Origin of the sequence: Bradyrhizobium elkanii WSM2783 (genome assembly GCF_000472865.1) — a bacterium.
Lineage (GTDB): Bacteria > Pseudomonadota > Alphaproteobacteria > Rhizobiales > Xanthobacteraceae > Bradyrhizobium > Bradyrhizobium elkanii_A.
The window spans coordinates 37,748-54,023 of the sequence record NZ_AXAP01000035.1 but is presented as its reverse complement, the minus strand read 5'-3'; the positions used below and the strand labels follow the sequence as shown (position 1 = coordinate 54,023).

The 16,276-nt window shown below is 57.9% G+C and carries 11 protein-coding genes and 1 pseudogene; 5 read left to right on the top strand and 7 right to left on the bottom strand.

The features are described 5' to 3' along the window. Window positions 1-26 precede the first annotated feature (26 nt). Window positions 27-1,232, bottom strand: a complete 1,206-nt coding sequence (locus tag YY7_RS0127050) for a glycosyltransferase family 4 protein (protein WP_028165949.1) — start codon at window positions 1,230-1,232, stop codon at window positions 27-29. Window positions 1,233-1,625: 393 nt separating this feature from the next. Between YY7_RS0127050 and YY7_RS0127045 the strand changes: the two genes are divergently transcribed. Further along, window positions 1,626-2,633, top strand: coding sequence for a polysaccharide deacetylase family protein (locus YY7_RS0127045; protein ID WP_080663869.1), 1,008 nt, complete (start codon window positions 1,626-1,628; stop codon window positions 2,631-2,633). Between the two features lie 243 nt (window positions 2,634-2,876). Then, window positions 2,877-3,411 (top strand): annotated as a pseudogene (locus tag YY7_RS63490) (IS66 family transposase); the annotation flags it as partial. A gap of 659 nt (window positions 3,412-4,070) precedes the next feature. Here the strand turns inward: YY7_RS63490 and YY7_RS0127030 are convergent. The 4 genes from YY7_RS0127030 to YY7_RS0127010 all read right to left on the bottom strand — a co-directional run bounded on the left by YY7_RS0127030 (window position 4,071) and on the right by YY7_RS0127010 (window position 9,999). Next, the gene (locus tag YY7_RS0127030; protein WP_245287424.1) at window positions 4,071-5,024 is read right to left on the bottom strand and encodes an FkbM family methyltransferase; all 954 of its coding nucleotides are present in this window, start codon (window positions 5,022-5,024) and stop codon (window positions 4,071-4,073) included. Between the two features lie 191 nt (window positions 5,025-5,215). Then, entirely contained in the window at window positions 5,216-6,652 is a 1,437-nt protein-coding gene (locus YY7_RS52985) for a lipopolysaccharide biosynthesis protein (RefSeq protein ID WP_051396946.1), read from the bottom strand. Between the two features lie 678 nt (window positions 6,653-7,330). Next, the gene (locus tag YY7_RS0127015) at window positions 7,331-8,527 is read right to left on the bottom strand and encodes a GumC family protein (RefSeq protein WP_245287423.1); all 1,197 of its coding nucleotides are present in this window, start codon (window positions 8,525-8,527) and stop codon (window positions 7,331-7,333) included. Between the two features lie 80 nt (window positions 8,528-8,607). Then, complete coding sequence (locus YY7_RS0127010) at window positions 8,608-9,999, bottom strand: undecaprenyl-phosphate glucose phosphotransferase (protein ID WP_245287422.1); 1,392 nt, start codon at window positions 9,997-9,999, stop codon at window positions 8,608-8,610. Window positions 10,000-10,653: 654 nt separating this feature from the next. Here YY7_RS0127010 and YY7_RS0127005 point away from each other — a divergent pair. Beyond that, a complete protein-coding gene (locus YY7_RS0127005) occupies window positions 10,654-11,952 on the top strand; it encodes a polysaccharide biosynthesis/export family protein (protein ID WP_245287421.1) in 1,299 nt (432 codons plus the stop codon). Between the two features lie 967 nt (window positions 11,953-12,919). Here the strand turns inward: YY7_RS0127005 and YY7_RS63485 are convergent. Continuing rightward, entirely contained in the window at window positions 12,920-13,096 is a 177-nt protein-coding gene (locus YY7_RS63485; RefSeq protein ID WP_245287420.1) for a hypothetical protein, read from the bottom strand. A 9-nt stretch (window positions 13,097-13,105) separates the two neighbouring features. On the opposite strand from YY7_RS63485, the gene YY7_RS63480 reads away from it, so the two are divergent. Next, window positions 13,106-14,305, top strand: a complete 1,200-nt coding sequence (locus tag YY7_RS63480) for a hypothetical protein (RefSeq protein WP_245287419.1) — start codon at window positions 13,106-13,108, stop codon at window positions 14,303-14,305. 341 nt (window positions 14,306-14,646) lie between these two features. After that, window positions 14,647-15,690: a UDP-glucose 4-epimerase GalE gene (galE, locus tag YY7_RS0126995; protein ID WP_028165941.1), complete on the top strand. Its 1,044-nt coding sequence runs from the start codon at window positions 14,647-14,649 to the stop codon at window positions 15,688-15,690. A 334-nt stretch (window positions 15,691-16,024) separates the two neighbouring features. Here galE and YY7_RS58525 read toward each other — a convergent pair whose 3' ends face one another. Beyond that, window positions 16,025-16,246 (bottom strand): H-NS family nucleoid-associated regulatory protein, encoded by a 222-nt coding sequence (locus tag YY7_RS58525; protein WP_433994530.1) that lies wholly within the window; start codon window positions 16,244-16,246, stop codon window positions 16,025-16,027. Between the last annotated feature and the right edge of the window lie 30 nt (window positions 16,247-16,276).

Genomic DNA, 16,276 nt, shown 5'->3' with positions numbered 1-16,276 from the left:
TGTATTCCTCATCCCATGCACGCCGCTCAAATGCTCACCAGTGATCGGTAGACGTCCATCAGCTCGGCGTTATGCTTCTCGAGAGAGAAGTCCCTTTCCACTCGGATCCTTCCGGCAGCTCCCATGCGCGCGCGGCGGGCGGCGTCGCCCATGAGACACTCGAGGTGCATTCGAAGCTCCTGCACGTTTCCGGGCTCAAATAGAAGTCCCGTCACTCCTTCGTTTACAAGTTCGGGAATCCCGCCAATGCGGGCCGCTACGACAGCCTTGCTGTACGCCATCGCCTCCAGCACCGACATCGGGCAGTTCTCGCACCACTCCGAAGGCACAACCACCACAGAGGCTGCAGCGATCGTCGTACTCAATGTCTCCCCGGATAACTGGCCCGCAAACCGCACATTCCGGGTAAATTGCGACTTCAAGGCATCCAATAATGGACCCGTGCCGGCAATGATCACTGGCCAACTACATTCCGCAGCATCGTGGGCGCGCAGCAGGGTCTCAACACCCTTTCCCGGCGATAGCCGACCGCAATAAAGCACGTATCCCTTGTCTCGAGCGCTCGTTGAAATGTTCGCCACGTCCACACCGTTGTAGAGCAGCAGCACCCGGTCCGCCGAGAACCGGCGTAAAACGGACGCCCGCATAAATCGGCTCGGCGCGAGAAAGCGGTCCACCTTTTCGTAACTTCCCAGCCAGCGTTGAATGACCGCTTCCATGTAGAGCGCGGCGCTTTGCGCTATCGAACCTTCGGCACAGCGATATGTCAGCACATGATGGAAATCTCCGGCGAGACATAACGAACATAATTTGCCCCCCCGCATGCGGGTATGCACCGGACACACCGGCTTCGAATCGTGGAGCGTCAGTACAACCGGAACCCCTCGCGACTTGGCGACGCCGACGATCGATGGCGTCATCTGATGATAGATGTTGTGACAATGCATCAGGTCTGGCCGTGTTTCCTCGATCAGGGAAGCGAGTTTGCTCACGGCCTCGCGCGAGTGGATCAACCGAAGCGCGCTCCCTATTTTGGCGAGAGAGCCACCGCTTCGGTAATCCTGGCGAGACACAAAGTGCGACGTGTACGGCGACTGGATGTTCCGGTCGTGCTGCATCGCGAAGTCTATGACCTCTGTCCCGGTGCTCGTCAGGAACGCTCTTTCCTGAAACAACACGGCCTCTGAGCCACCGTTGTTGAAGAGAAATTTATTGGCGACCAATACTTTCAAAGGATGGCCACTTTCATCAACGAGGCCGCGTCCAGATTCCTGGCATCGCGCGGACTCTTGCCTCCGGCATCACTCACAACAAGTGTGTCTAGTGTCAGATGTTACCAGAGAGCTGTCCGATGGAGGCCACGAATTCAGAGGTACCTACAAGTGAGTAACGGTCCGCATTTGCTTATGCCAGCCACTTCGTCCATAAAATAGTTCGTCCATAAATCGAATGTATCTCTTGTTTCGTTTTTATGCCTTCGCGTGCGAAGGTGTCGGATGTGCTGATATTGCGCTCACGACGGGTATTTTGAAGATGAACATTGACAGCAGGCCGCGTACGAAAAAGAAAAGGCCAAGATGTGCGGTCTATTGTTGGGCGAGCGGTGTGTCTGATCGGCGCCTGGTATGAAGCAGCTTCTCAAAACCGGCGTATTCCAAGTGGCTCGTTGGTCCGGACTGACGCCAGCGCTCCGCAGGATTTTTGCTGGTAGGGCAGTTATCTTGATGTTCCACGAGATTCAGCAAGATTGTCGCTCGGAGTTGATGACCGGCACCTCAGTTGCCCTTTTTGAATATTCACTCAAGTGGCTACGGCAAGAAGGATGGGAGATTGTCAGCCTCGAAGCGTGTCTCGAGCGATTGGCGAGGGATCTCCAACCGCGCCGCTATGCGGTGCTTACCTTTGACGACGGTTACCGAGACAACGTCTCGACGGCGCTTCCAATCCTCGAGCGAAACAACGCGCCATTCATGATGTATGTGCCTACTGGCGCTTTGACGCGAACGCTGGAATCGTGGTGGCTTGGCTTGCGCGAATTAGTTCGCTCGAGAGACACCGTTACGATCGACGCGATGGGCATGCGGTTTCGCTGTCCCGACTTTCGCAACAAGACCGTCGCCTTTGACAGGGTAGCAGAGTGGGTTCACGAGGATTACCACCGCGTTGCAATGCTCGCCCCAACGTTCCGCAGGGCAGGTATATCGCTATCGGCTTTGAACGAGACATATTTCCTGGATGAACGCGAGCTTCAAGTCCTGGCGCGGCATCCTCTCGCGTCAATTGGCGCGCACACGGCTTCGCATCCGGCATTAGCGTGTCTAGATGTCCTTTCAGCGCGAGCCGAAATGGCGGACAACCGCAACTATCTGGAGGAACTTCTACAGCGTCCCGTTCGGCACGTCGCTTATCCGTACGGCAACTCCAGAGCATGTGGTTCTCGGGAAGAACATCTCGCGAAGGAAATAGGCTTTTCGACCGCAGTAACAACGCAGGATAGGCATGTATTCGATTCCAGGCCAAATCATTTTGCACTTCCTCGCATCGGCGTCGGAGGGCGCGATACGAGCGCCGCGTTCAAGGCTCGAATGAATGGCGTCCAGTCAGCTGTCCACGTGCTGCTGGGTCATAACTAGCACCTGTTGTCTTCGGGTGATGCGGAATAGCCGCTTGCCCGCGAAACGGGTCTGGTGGGCCTCAAGCGGCTAGGCGTAAAGCTAGGGCGGATCACTGGAAGCCTTCGGGCTGAACGAAAGCTCGAATTCGTGTCGAAACGTCGGCAGGGATCTCAACGGTCAAAGGCCGCATCGTTGGGTTGGGGTGCGGTATGAACTGTCCTTACGGAGTACCCCTTTCGCCGAAGGCCGCCTTGTCAGTTAAGACATCTTCGAGACTTCGCCGGCATTCTGCGGGCCAATGCTTGTGATGGATACAAAGAGCTCTACGAGCCGTGCCGCGCGCCTTGGCCGATCACACCGGGACTCTGTTGGGCCCACGTGAGGCGGCAGTTCTTCGAGTTCGCGGACATCGCAGCCAATGCGCGGCGCGTAAAGAATGCCGCTGCGATCTCGCCGATCGCGCTGGAGGCGGTCAGACGTATCGACCTCCTGTTCGATGCGGCATTAATGGCCGTGCGGCGGACGAGAGGCTCCGCATCCGCAAGGAGGGAAGCGTGCGCTTCTGATGGAGATGGAAGCATGGCTGCGCGAACAGCGCTCCCGCCTCTCGCGATCAGCTTCCGTCGCCGAACCGATCGACTACATGCTCAAGCGGTGGGGACCGGTTGTCCGCTTCATCGATGACGACAGGATCTGCCTTAGTATTGATGCGGCCGAACGCGCCCTGCGCGGATTTGCGCTGGGACGTAAGTGCTGGCTTTTCGCGGGTTCGGATCGCGGGGCGGACCGCGCCGCGGCTCGGTAGTCTGCTCGAAATATAGCTAGAGGTCCGTATGCAGCTCGAAGAGCTGCCGCCACACAACGGTTTCGAAAAAGCGTTGCGGCGCCGTGACCATGATCGTCGAGCGCTGCCGCGGATGTCGGAAGGCCGCACGCCATAACGCCGGCACAAGGCGATGAACAGCCGGACCAAACCATTGGTTGGTCGGCTAAACTTCACCTCGATGGGGGGATCGCGACCGCTCACCTCATCGAGCTTCGCCTTCAGCCGTTCTACCGCGGCTTCCGCGGCCCCGCGTTCTCCCTCGGCCGCCGCTCCGCCTCCACCTCTTCAGCCGCTCACGAAGTAGGTCTTCGATCGACATGCCTTCGCTCCTCGGAAGAAGATGAAGCTATCGCGCCAAACGGCCGTCAATCACCAAAAGCACGCCGTTCACACATCCTCGCAAGCAGGCAGGAGCGCTTGCGTACCCCTTGCGCTCAAAGCGGGCACCTCGCGGCCTTGGCCGGATGCTTTCGGTAAGGGGCAGTTTGGCAACTGTCCTTTGGAACACTGGCCAAGCGACACGTTCGGGCCGTGGGGCGAACCCAGTGCATCGATTGCGGGAACCTGGTCCCCGAACCCGCTCGCCTGGCATGATCTTCGAGGCCGTGCAATGTCGAGCAGTACGGAGCTCACCGCGATCCTGCGCGACCTGAAATTTCTACTATCCACCGGTGGAAGCCGGACAGTGGATGGCAGGTCACGAAATTGTAGCCTATTTTCGGCTCCATCTTCAGCTGATCCAGCGCGCAGAGCTCCTCGATCTCCGTAATTGTCCCATCGGCAGCAATCGAAAAGACCGGAAATCTGAGCTCATCGAACACATACCTCGTGGTAGCGTGGCTTCGATCACTGCCATGATCTTCGTAAATGACCAGCGTGTCGCGCTTCAGCACCTGGCGCGCGCCCTTTAGAGCTGAGATCTCCGCGCCCTCGACATCCAGCTTGATGATGATCCGATCGCTGTCGGTCAGATCCAGTTGCCGTGCCAGCGCATCAATCGTTACTGATATGACCGGTTCGACGCCTGTCGAATTGGTACCCCGCGGCTCCACGATGTGTCGGTTGGCATGTGGTCCGTTGGAGAAGAGCAAGCGTTGTCCGTCATATTCGCACAGCGCCCTGCGGCATATCTCGAAGCGCTGACCGTTGGCCTCACAGTTCTGCTGAAGGAGCGCGATCGTCTCCCGTGAGGCCTCGACGGCAATCGCACGTTTGCGACCGAGCATTTGTGACGTGACGAGAACGGACCAGTGTCCGATGTTGGCGCCGCAATCAAAGAACAGATAGTCGATATCTTTGAGCTGCAGCAGAAACTTCCCTATGTCCGGCTCGTACTCGAATTTGGGCTGGCGGATGAACCGATTCCAGTAGACGTCGTCCAACCGAAAGTACAAGCGGCTGCCGTCCGCGAAATGGACGCAAGACAATTGGGAACTCAGAAGGGGCTTGACCACCTGCATGGCGAGTCCCATTCCGCGCCCGGTAATCCGCGCAATAGCGGTGTCAAGCAGCCTCACCAGCCCCATCGAAAGCCGGCTTCCCGAAACCTCGTAATCGAATGCAGCCTGGTTCTGCTGCTTCAAGTATTGTCTCACGCGCGCAAATCCGTTTCCAGCTGGCGTGTCCTCGGAGGGCCGCGAACACAGTCAATTATCTTTATCCGACGCCATCTCCTCGATTTATGTCGATTGTCGCGACTTCCGCCAACCATGGGCTGTTGGTCGAGAATGATACCGCCGCCTCCCGCCCCTCGGTGGGTGGTACTGATTTCCGGTCACGGAGCAACTTTCATGTGCTTATCCGTGTTGCACGCCTCGCGATAGTGCGTAGCATCGTGGTGGCGGTGAGATCCATCCCTTCCCGCGCGTGGATGTGGGCCGCCATACATGCCCTTGTCGCGACACTTACGCAGGCGACAACGACCGCTGCTCCCCAGACCCCGAACGTCCAGGTCGCGCCGACCATGGCTACGATCCCCAACACGGACGTGATGACCATGATGTACATCGCGGCCCGCTGGTGCCCGGTTCATGGTCAGTGCGATACTGCCGATGCCGAAGTATGTCGACGTCAACTCACCGACCGCCAGGATCATAAGGATGCCGTGGGCGCGGACGAAAGCCTCTCCGAACATCATCAACACGATGTCGCCGACCAGCGCCAATGCGACGACCCATCCAAGGACTGCGATAGAGGCAGCCAGTGCCGCACCCGACGCGACCCGTGTGATCGCAGTGCGACAATCCGCGTCGCATAGGCGGGCGATGAGCGGTGCTGCGGGAATACAGAAAGTCGACAGGAATAAATCGAGAAGCAGCGAGACGCGGTTGGCGGCGTAATAATATCCGGCGGATTCTGGACCAACCATGACCGAGACAATGACGATATCGATTGTAGCGAACAGGACGCTGGCAATGCTGCTCACCCAGAACGGTGCGGAACCGGAGAGAACGCCGGCAATGCTTTCCTTCGATTGCATCACCGCCATGGTGAACAGCCTATGGCCCTCGGCGAGATGTCGCAGGTAAACCTGTTGAATGGCGATCAGCAGGACCAGGACGCCGGTTGCGATCACGAAAACATCTGCCGCCTTCACCGGATGGCCATACTTCGCGAAGAGAGCTCCGCCTAACAACATGATGAGCAACCGCCACAACACGTCCTTCGGCACGAGTGCAAGGTTAACGGAGCCGAGCGCGCGACCCACCGAGCTCTGCATTTCGATCAATGCCAACGGTAATATCAGAAGCAAGCTGATGGAATGCTCCCAACGCCCGAATATTCCTTCCCGGCCCTGAGCGGCGATGAATACGAGGAGGGCGGTCACTGTCGCCGCAATACTGCCCAGACACGCCACACGAACCCTTTTTGCGACAATCGAGACGATCGGCGTATAGTGTTTCCGAGCTGCGAGACTTGGTATTTCCCGCAGCACACGAAGTTGCTGACCAATGAGGCCGACTGTAGCCGCCATGAACCCGAACGTCATCAGCGACATGAGCGCCCCGTATTCCTCGATGCTCATCATCCGCGTAAAACTCACGCCGAAGAGGAAAGTGACGACGGCACCCGAGCAGCGATAGACCAGAGCCAGCCACGACTGTCGGAAGATAGGGCTGAATATGGTCCCCGGCCCGCCGGACGCTCGAATAGGCTCGTCATCGGTCATGCCAACTCTGGTGGACGCCACACCACGTGCGGTGATTGCCATCGAGCTGCTCCCGGAATCCCCGTTTCGGCCCGCCTCGCGGTCGGTGCCGGGTGTATTCGTTTGCACTGAGGCATTATTGCACCAAGCAAGTTGTCCTGGACGCCTCGTGCTGCGCCGAGGGCGTGCTCGACCACGTCAATCCTTCTCCGGCGCCACTCCATAATGAGGACTCCACGAAATCTGCCGTCGCGTGAACATCCACGATGGACGCCGACGGTGAAAAATCAAAAATGAGCAAAATGAACGGATTGTAGACGAGTATATGCTTGCAGCCGCGCTGACCCTCAACCCTCTTGGATTACCCATTTCGGTTGTTGCCGAAGGCGAGGCGGGCTCAGGCGTTTCCGCCTGGCTCTGGCTTGATCATGGCCGCGCCGAGAGGTCTTGATTGCAATCAACACCTGCTAAGTCATTAAGTGTCTGCGCGCTGGTAATCATTGTAAGGTCAGAACTCACTTATCCTTCCGCCTCGGCAATCCGATATTGATCCGTATTGGCGGGAACAATTCGTGAGCAGGACTCTGCTCTGGCTGAGCGACGAAGAATGTGCGCGGATTAAGCCGTATTACCGACAGATGCGATCGGCGTCGAGCGAGCAGATCGTCGCCGCGATGAGCGGGGACTTGCTGTCCGGAAGCCTACGGCCCTCCGACGACGATCTATAACCGTTCCGTGTGCTCAAATTAGTATTCCAGATTCGACCCCGCGATGCTTCTCGATGTTGGACGAATCGTCGAACTGGGGTTTAGAACCATCTGCCCTGATCCCTGGGATCAATTCGCTCGCTCCAGACCTGCTCGCCGGCGCGGATCTTCGATCTAACAGATCGCGCAGGATTCCAATTGCGATCCCAAGAAGCACACCCCCAACGGTCGACATTCCAAGCACGAATCCGGCTTTCGGCGTACTGGCCGTCGAGGGACGTGACACCTCGGTGAGCAGACGCGCGTCGAACACCGGCGGGGATTGCTGTTGCATGGCCTCCATGTAGCGCAGCATGCGGAGAAAATTATCATAGGTCTTTGCTGAGGTTTCGGCGGCGGCTTCCAGTTCGCGGAGATCACCTTGCATCTTCGCCGTCAATTGCGATGAGGGTTTACCTGGGTCGACAGTATCCGCGGGATCCCCGACATGGTTCCTGTTTTTATAGTAATCCGCCACTGCTTTTTGGGCAGCTGATGCTTGACTACTTAATTCGTTCATTCGATCCTTGACCCATTTCTCACTTCGCAAAGCCGATTTGTATTTTGCGTCCATACTGCCCATGATGAGGGTTTCTGCGACAGTGCTTAAGATCTGCGCCGCTCGCTCAGGGTCAATGGATTCGAAGGCAATTTCGACAATGTACGTAAGGCCGACGCGCTTCACCGAAAGCTTGCGTTTGAACGATTGCATGGCGTATCGCATCGCGCTAAATTCCGTTTCCCTGCTCCAGCCGAGCAGCCGGGATGTCGATCTGATCATGCCGCGCACGAGGCCTTGCCCGGAAAATTCCGGATCCTCTGTTAAACCGAGTTTCTGTATCACAGTGCGAGCGACGCTCTCGGACTTTATGATTGCGATCTGACTTTCCACGATCGTTGATACGGACGCAGCGTCTCCGGCCGCCCCTTTCGAATCTATGACGAGTTCCGCGCCGGCGGTAAACGTCGGTACTGCAGTAATGAGGTAGAGTAGAGCAGCGCCAATCGTTACAAAAAACGTCAGCAACATGATCGAGAGATGTCGTCGTAAGAAGGCCACACCTTCGGCCACAGACTCGGCCAATGAGCGAAATTCAGGCGGCCTAGTGTCCGGATTCACCGAATTGTCCGTTCTAATAGTCTGCAGCATTTTCTGGTCCCAGTGCTGATAGTCGGGCTTCGCCCACCACATGAAACGAGACGCCTAGTAGGACACGACGGATGCCAAAGTCCAACACGCGCTGCTGCGAAGACGCTGCAGACGGAGCCGCGTTAATAGGCATTCCAATACGCCTTTCTGGAAAAGAGCGTCATGATAATGATTTTGAGATCGAGAAGGAGTGACCAGTTGTCGATATAGTACAAATCATGCTCCACACGACGCTGCATCTTCTCGAGGGTATCGGTCTCGCCGCGGTATCCGTTGACCTGAGCCCAACCGGTAATGCCGGGCCTGACGTTATGGCGACGGGAAAATGACGAAATCAGCTCAGCGAACAGCTGGTTTTGCGAGGTCGCGTGTGGACGGGGCCCCACGATGGACATGTCGCCTACCAGGACATTGAACAGTTGTGGGAGCTCATCGATATTGGTACGACGCAAGAGCTGTCCCAGACGGGTCACACGTGGATCGTGTCGGACGACTGGTCTGAAATTGTGGCCATCCTCCATCACGGTCATCGTTCGGAATTTCAGTACCCGAATAGGCTCGTTGTTGTAGCCGTGACGCGTCTGACGAAATAGCACTGGCCCGCGGGAGTCGAGCTTGATTGCTAGCGGAACGATGACGAAGAGGGGGCTGGTCATAATAAGGCCAGCGATTGCAGCGGCGACGTCGAATCCTCGTTTGATTGCTCGGTTGAAACGAGGGAGAGGGGACTGGAACATCCGCATCGTCGCGATGTTGCCGAACTGAGTGATCCGGGACACAGCCATCAAATCGATGAAGCCAACAGGCACGGCGTGAACGTCAACTGGCAGCTCCGATAGCGCGCTGGCAAGCGCGAGAGCAGACCGAACTTCCGAATCTGAAATCAAGATGACAATGTCATCCGCTCGGTAGGGCCGGCAATCGGCGACGAGTTGGCGAACGTCTGGTATCGCTCGGACGGTGCCGGGGCGCGCCGGTACTGAGGAGTCGGCGCGAATCGTCGGAAAATCGAACGAGCGGATGGTCCGAATGCCGGTACCCATTGCTTGCGCAGAAAACTGCGAGCAGTGGCCGGGTTCTCCTATAAGAATGACGCGCCTGGCGTCGATCAGTCCCGATGCGATAGCTGGCTGTAGTAGTGAGAACCATATTGCCCGTGTGCAGAGTACCGTGAGGAGGACACTCGCAGTTTGGACGATGACAGTCGCGCGCGAGTAGTCCTCGGAGATTTTCAGAACGAATATGGTTGAGATGAAGAAGGAGAATACGAGGAGCACGCCACCGGCGCCGCTCCATAGGAAGATGTGGCGGGGCTGCGTCTGGTTCTGGGAGTGTTGCCGAAATCCTACTGAAAGAAGTCCTACTGAAACTAGCACCTCCAATGTGGCAATCAGAACAGATTCCTGAATGTACAGGGCGGGATCCGGCGAGTACAGCAGGATCAGCCGGTAATAGAGGACGGCTGCGAAATAGGCCGCAAGGGTTACGAGCAGGAATTCGATACTTGCTGCCAATACTAATAAGGCGGCCAGTCGGCCCCTACTAACGTCTGTCGGGACTGCCCTACTGCCATCGACCGAATGTGCCGGAAGCTTAGTAGAGGCCGGCAAATTGGTGAACGACGCGTAATTCATAGCACTCTACTACCTGGTCAGTCCCCACCCATCGTTCCGTCTCGCTAATCCGTAGCATCTAGCCTGATCCGTAGCATTCGAGTCATTGGTTGGGAATTAGCAATAAAGGGGTAGAGTAAGAGGGGTAACTACCCTGGTCGATTGAGCGGCGACAGTGCGGGATTAGAATTGCAAAGAAGCAATCTGCTCGAAGCGCCCATCGGAATAGGTCCGGTGTGAATGCGAATTGACGATCAATAGAGGACCAACAATCAATAGAGGACCAATCGATCGAATTTATCGAATGTAATGTCCAAGGCACTGAGCGGATTAGCGCCACAGAACATTGGTTTTGCGCATTACCGGTATGGACGTTCAATCCGACGTGGCGAATCGACGCGCTGTTTTCCGCGGCTTTGAAGGATTTCACCCATGGCTATGTCCGCGCAGACGGTTGCCGCCGTGCCGAACTCCAGGCTGCGCAATCGTCTCCATGTCCATGTCTCTAACAGTAGCCTGGGTCATTGCATCAGATTGGGCCTAGTGGCTGTTGGTATGACAATTCTCGTCACGCAAGCAAAGGCCGAATATGCCGAATATAGAGTAGCCATTGGAGATGTACTGGACGTTGCGGTGGCGGGGGTGCCGGAGCTACGGCATCGTGCTGCCATCCAAATGGACGGAAGCATTTTGTTGCCACTGGTCGGAACTGTTCCAGTAGCTGGCCTGTCCTTACCGCAGATCCGAGCAAAAATTGGAGCCGCACTGGCCAGCAAGGTATTTCGCCAAAGGACCCCGGATGGCCGTGAGGTCGTCTTCGTGATAGACGCGGATGAGGTCACGACCACCGTGGGGGAATACAGGCCGATATACGTAAATGGGGACGTGTCCAAGCCGGGTGAGTATCCGTATCGACCGGCCATTACCGCTCGGCAGCTCGTCGCTGTGGCGGGCGGCTACGACATCATGCGTATCAGGATGAACAACCCGTATCTCGAGTCAGCAGACCTGAGAAGCGAGTATGGATCGCTTTGGACAGAACTCGCCAAAGAACAGGCGCGTATGTGGCGCATCAAGAATGAACTTGGAGAGGGGACGCAGCTCAATCCAGGCATTTTGACGGACGTGCCCATAGCTCGATCGGCGATTTCCGAAATCGTCAATGCGGAAACGGAATATCTGAAGACGAAGCAGAGTGACTACCAGCAGGAAAAGGCATTCCTTCAGCGCGGCGTCCGACAGGGGGACGACGAGATCCGTGTGTTGTCAGAGCAGCGGAACAAGGAGGAACAGGGGTTTCAATCAGACCTCGAAGAACTGCAGAAAGTGTCCGATCTCTTCGGCAAGGGTTCCTTGACGAGCCCCCGCGTTACGGATGCGCGTCGCGCGGTGCTGCTGTCATCAACTCGGACGCTGCAGACATCTGCGCTACTGCTGCAGGTCAAGAGGCAACAGGACGAGCTCACCAGAAAGTTGGCAAAGCTCGATGACCAGCGGAGGCTGGACCTGCTCCGTGAGCTGCAAGACACTAGCGTAAGGCTCAACCAAATTCGCGAAAAGCTGCAGAGCGTCGGCGAGAAGCTTCAGTACACTGCCATGGTTCGATCACAACTCGTACGAGGAGCCGTCAATAGAGCGGAGATTGCCATCAATAGAGAAGGCGAGAAGGGGCAGGAGCGGATTATCGCCAGCGAGGATACCGAGTTGCAGCCGGGTGACACCGTAGAGGTTATGCTGCGATACGAGGACGGTCCAGACGCGCCGCCCCGCAAGCTAAGTGGTTCAAGTAGCCCGACAGGGACGGGCCGAACTGACGCGGCCAAGGCCGACTCGCCGCGCGTCGGGAGCAGGTGACGCGGGCTAACGCAATTCTGGAACGTAGCAGTCGCGACTGCCGTCGGCGGACCTTCCGGAAGTTGGGTCGTGAGGAGCTTTGAGCATTTCGACGCACACGCGCGGCAGGCTGACCCCGAAAGAGGCAGAAAAGGGGTCCTCCATGCAAGTTATAAGAACCGTGTCAGCGAAAGGCCTAGGTGCGCATCTCATCAGGCCGTATCACGATGCAAGAGGTGATTGTATGGGTCGCGTAGTCATTTTCCGCCAAGAGATGAATACCGTCTGTTTCATTCATCCGGCGTCGCGACACGTGCGACTATCGACACTCGTACGGTCCGTGACCCCGTGCATCGCCGCAGCCATGCTCGCGACAGCATGGATGTCGGAAACACAGGCGTTCCCCGACCAAGCGCGACACTTGGCGAGTGCGCAACGCACGATGGTTGCGCGCAGTTTCGCTTCCGAGGAAACCGTAGGTGCTGGCCAATTCGAGGCTTTGCCGCCGAGCAGGCGGAGCAACGATAAATCGATGCAGGTTGGGCAAGCAACGATGAGCGATGCGGGACAATCTGCGGAACACCGCTGGATGGAGACACTGCTCTCTGACCTCACCAATGCGAGGCGCGATATCGAATTGCTGCAACGTCTCGAGCAGGAGCACAATCGTGCCGCGTGGCTCGAGCAGGAGCTTGCGGATGCTCAGCGTGTAATCGAAGCCCAAGCCGCACTGGCGGCGAAAGCAAGCGAGGAAGCGTCCCGCTTGAAGTGGGCGGGGGAGAAGGGCGCGGCCGAGCCGGAGAAGTCCCTGCAGCAGGAGCGCGAGCGTGCAGATCGGCTGGAGCAAGATCTTGCGGCAGCGCGGCATGATGTCGAGACCCAAGCGGCACTGGCGGCGAAAGCAAGCGAGGAAGCTTCGCGGCTGAAACAAGCTAGCGAGAGCAGCGCTGCCGAGTTGCAGAGGTCCCTGCAAGAGGAGCGCGAGCGGTCATCGCGGCTGCAGCAGGATCTTGCGGCGGCGCGGCATGATGTCGAGGCCCAGACGGCGCTGGCGGCAAAAGCAACTGATGAAGTTCAGCGGCGGGGTCAGGCGGCGGAAGCCGGTGCTGCCGAGCTGCGGCAATCGATGCAAAAGGAACGCGAAAGGGCCGACGCGCTTGCGCATGAGCTCTCGATGACCCGGAGCGCGATTTATGCGTACGAGGCGCAGGCCCGCAAAGCCGCAGATGAAGCGGCCGAACTAAGGCAGGCGGCTGCGAATGGCGCACCGTCACTTCACAAATCCGCACAGGACGAGCGCGAGCGTGCAGAACGGCTCGCGCAGGATCTTGCGGCGGCGCGGCGCGACGTCGAGACTCAGACGGCACTGGCGGCGAAAGCAAGTGAGGAAGCTACCTGGCTGAAACAGGCTAGCGAGAGGCGCGCGGCTAAGTTGCAGAAGTCCCTGCAAATGGAGCGCGAGCGGTCCTCGCAGCTGGAGGAGGATCTTGCGAATGCGCGGCGTGGCTTCGAGGCCCAAACGGCGCTGGCGACGAAAGCAAGTGAGGACGCCTCCCGGCTGAAAGAGGCGGGGGAGAGGAGCGCGGCCGGGCTGCAGAAGTCCTTGCAAGAGGAGCGCGAACGGTCCGCGTCGCTGGAGCAGGATCTTACGGCGGCGCGACGCGACGTGGAGGCCCAGACGGCGCTGGCCGCGAAGGCAACCGATGAACTGCTGCGGTGGAATCGGACGATGGAAGCCGGCCCTGCCGAGTTGCGGCAATCGATGCAGAAGGAACACGAAAGGACCAACACGCTTGCACAAGACCGCTCTATGACTTGGAGCTCAATTTACGCGTACGAGGCGCAGGCCCGCAAAGCGGGAGACGAAGCGGCCGAACTAATGCAGGCGGCGGCAAACAGCGTGCCATCGCTTCACAAATCCGCACAGAGTGAGCCCGATCGGCCGACGCAGGATCTCGCGGTTGCGTATCGCGTTGGGCCCAATATCGCAACTCTCGATTCGACAGCGCGGGGTAGGCCTGTCGAGGAGAACGCAAGGCCAGTCGCCGACCGGATGCCGGGAAGGGACGGTCGGGGCGATGCCCAGCCCAATTCGGAGCAAGCTGTGGTGGCGGCACGTTTAGTTGCGCGTGCGAGCACACTGCTCGGACATGGCGACTTAGGCGCTGCGCGGATTGTGCTGGAGCGCGCCATCGAGATGGGCAGCGCTCAGGCGAACTTCTCGCTGGCAGAAACCTATGATCCGTTGATCCTCGCCAAACGGGGAGCTTATGGGACGCGAGGCGATGCGAGCAAAGCGCAAGATCTCTACGCGAAAGCCGACGCCGCAGGGATTAAGGAGGCGAAAGCGCGCTTCGAGGCGCTGCGTCCGTAGCACCAATTGTTGCGGATTTGCGCTCGACGCGTTTGTTCTGCGCATCGACTGACGTGCGTATCGCAGCAACCCTGCGGGCCTCCGCTTTGGTGCTGGCATCTTTTCGCAAGCGTCTTCCTCCATCGGACGGTCTGGCAATACGAAGTCGTACTGAAGCGGCCTGGTAGGCCAGGCTACTCTGCCCAATCCACGCCAGATTGCGCGTGGTGCAGGGAGTAATCCTTCGGGGCTGTTGCATTGGGTCACGGGCCAGAGTGAGTTGGAAGAGAGTTCGAGACTGGAAAGCGCAGCCGGTTCGGGCAGGCCCGACAGTGGGCAGTGCGAATAGGGACGCGTCCGAGATGATCCTGTTGACCGGAGGCGCGGGCTACATCGGGTCCCATGTCTGTCTCGCGTTGCTTGAGGCCGGGCTTGATGTCGTTGCAGTCGACAATCTTTCGAACAGCAACAAGGCCTCTCTCGAGCGGGTGCAATCCATCTGCGGTCGGTCGCTGGTCTTTCGGCATGCCGACGTCCGCAATGAGGAGGCGATCTACGAAGTACTTGGTAGTTGCAATGTGAGTGCAGTTATTCACCTTGCCGGGCTGAAGGCGGTCTCCGATTCTAACGTTGATCCGCTGACGTATTACGACAACAACGTCTTGGGCACGATGCGGCTCGTGTCCGCCATGAAGCGAGCGAAGGTGAAGACGCTCGTCTTCAGTTCGTCGGCTACCGTGTACGGCAGACCCACATATCTGCCCCTCGATGAGAAGCATCCTCTCGGACCAATAAATCCGTACGGCCGCACAAAGTTCATCATCGAGGAAATGTTGAAGGATCTTTACGGGGCCGACGATGATTGGCGCATCGGTATCCTGCGATACTTCAATCCAGTCGGCGCGCACGAAAGCGGGCTCATCGGAGAAGACCCGCTGGGCGTTCCGAGCAATCTGTTGCCGTTTGTGGCACAAGTGGCAATTGGAAGGCGTGACAAGCTCACGATTTGGGGCAGCGACTATGACACGCCGGACGGTACGGGAATCCGCGACTTCATTCATATCGTCGATCTTGCATCTGGACACCTGAGTGCTTTGAGACACCTGAAACAGCCCGGTGTGCTCACGCTCAATCTCGGAACGGGAGCCGGCAGCAGCGTTTTGGAGGTGATTCGGACATTCGAGGCCGTGAGTGGCAGGTCAATTCCGTATTCGATCGGTGAACGCAGGGCCGGTGATGTTGCAATCTGTTGTGCCGATGCGACGCTTGCGGAACGAGTATTGGGTTGGAAATCGACACGGCCTTTGGCGCAAATGTGTGCGGACCATTGGCGTTGGCAATTGAAGAACCCGAATGGCTATCGTGATGCCGAGTCCAGATCAGCGGCGTCAATCCTAGCGGCGTGAGCACCAAGGATGCGTCAGGTCTTGCGGCGAATTTCTCGGTCGCGGCAAAGACATCGTCCGGTCTCCCGGACGCAACATTTTCGAGAATGCCATCCCGCCCAGCCGCTCCATCACACTCGCCAAACTCGAGCGCGAGCGCTACGCGACCGGATCAGGTTGTACCGCTTCGCGCTGCTGATCGTCGAACAGATCGGATACCTCGCCGTCATCTCCGGCGGTAGCAATCTGTTCTTCCAGCACGTCAATGCCTGCTGTGAACGCAGAGCCATGATCCTGACCAGGACGGACTGCTTGATGACGTCGGTCTATCAGTCTAAAGAGCGCTTCAACGCCATCACATCCTTGGCCGCTGCGCTCGGCCGATCCTAAGCATGGTATGGGCAAGTGTTTCGGCGGCCGCTTGCTCTATCCGAAAGTCGTCCAGCGTTTTGTCGGATCGGAGCTGCTCCCTCAACCAGCGAGGTTGTTTGCCACGGCCGCTCCAGGTCTGCGAAGGATTCTTGGGATTTCTATACTTAGGAAGGACCTTGGGGTAAGGGCGACGCCCATGGGTCAGTTCATCACCGGTGAGACGAAGTTGACGAAG

Excerpts from the sequence above, each read along its gene's own strand:
- YY7_RS63485 (WP_245287420.1), bottom strand. The coding sequence starts at position 13,096 with ATGCGCAAGCGCGTCGGCCCTTTCGCGTTCCTTTTGCATCGATTGCCG.
- YY7_RS63480 (WP_245287419.1), top strand. The coding sequence starts at position 13,106 with ATGACCCGGAGCGCGATTTATGCGTACGAGGCGCAGGCCCGCAAAGCC.
- galE (WP_028165941.1), top strand. The coding sequence starts at position 14,647 with ATGATCCTGTTGACCGGAGGCGCGGGCTACATCGGGTCCCATGTCTGT.
- YY7_RS0127005 (WP_245287421.1), top strand. The coding sequence starts at position 10,654 with ATGACAATTCTCGTCACGCAAGCAAAGGCCGAATATGCCGAATATAGA.
- YY7_RS52985 (WP_051396946.1), bottom strand. The coding sequence starts at position 6,652 with ATGGCAATCACCGCACGTGGTGTGGCGTCCACCAGAGTTGGCATGACC.
- YY7_RS0127045 (WP_080663869.1), top strand. The coding sequence starts at position 1,626 with ATGAAGCAGCTTCTCAAAACCGGCGTATTCCAAGTGGCTCGTTGGTCC.
- YY7_RS0127015 (WP_245287423.1), bottom strand. The coding sequence starts at position 8,527 with ATGTGGTGGGCGAAGCCCGACTATCAGCACTGGGACCAGAAAATGCTG.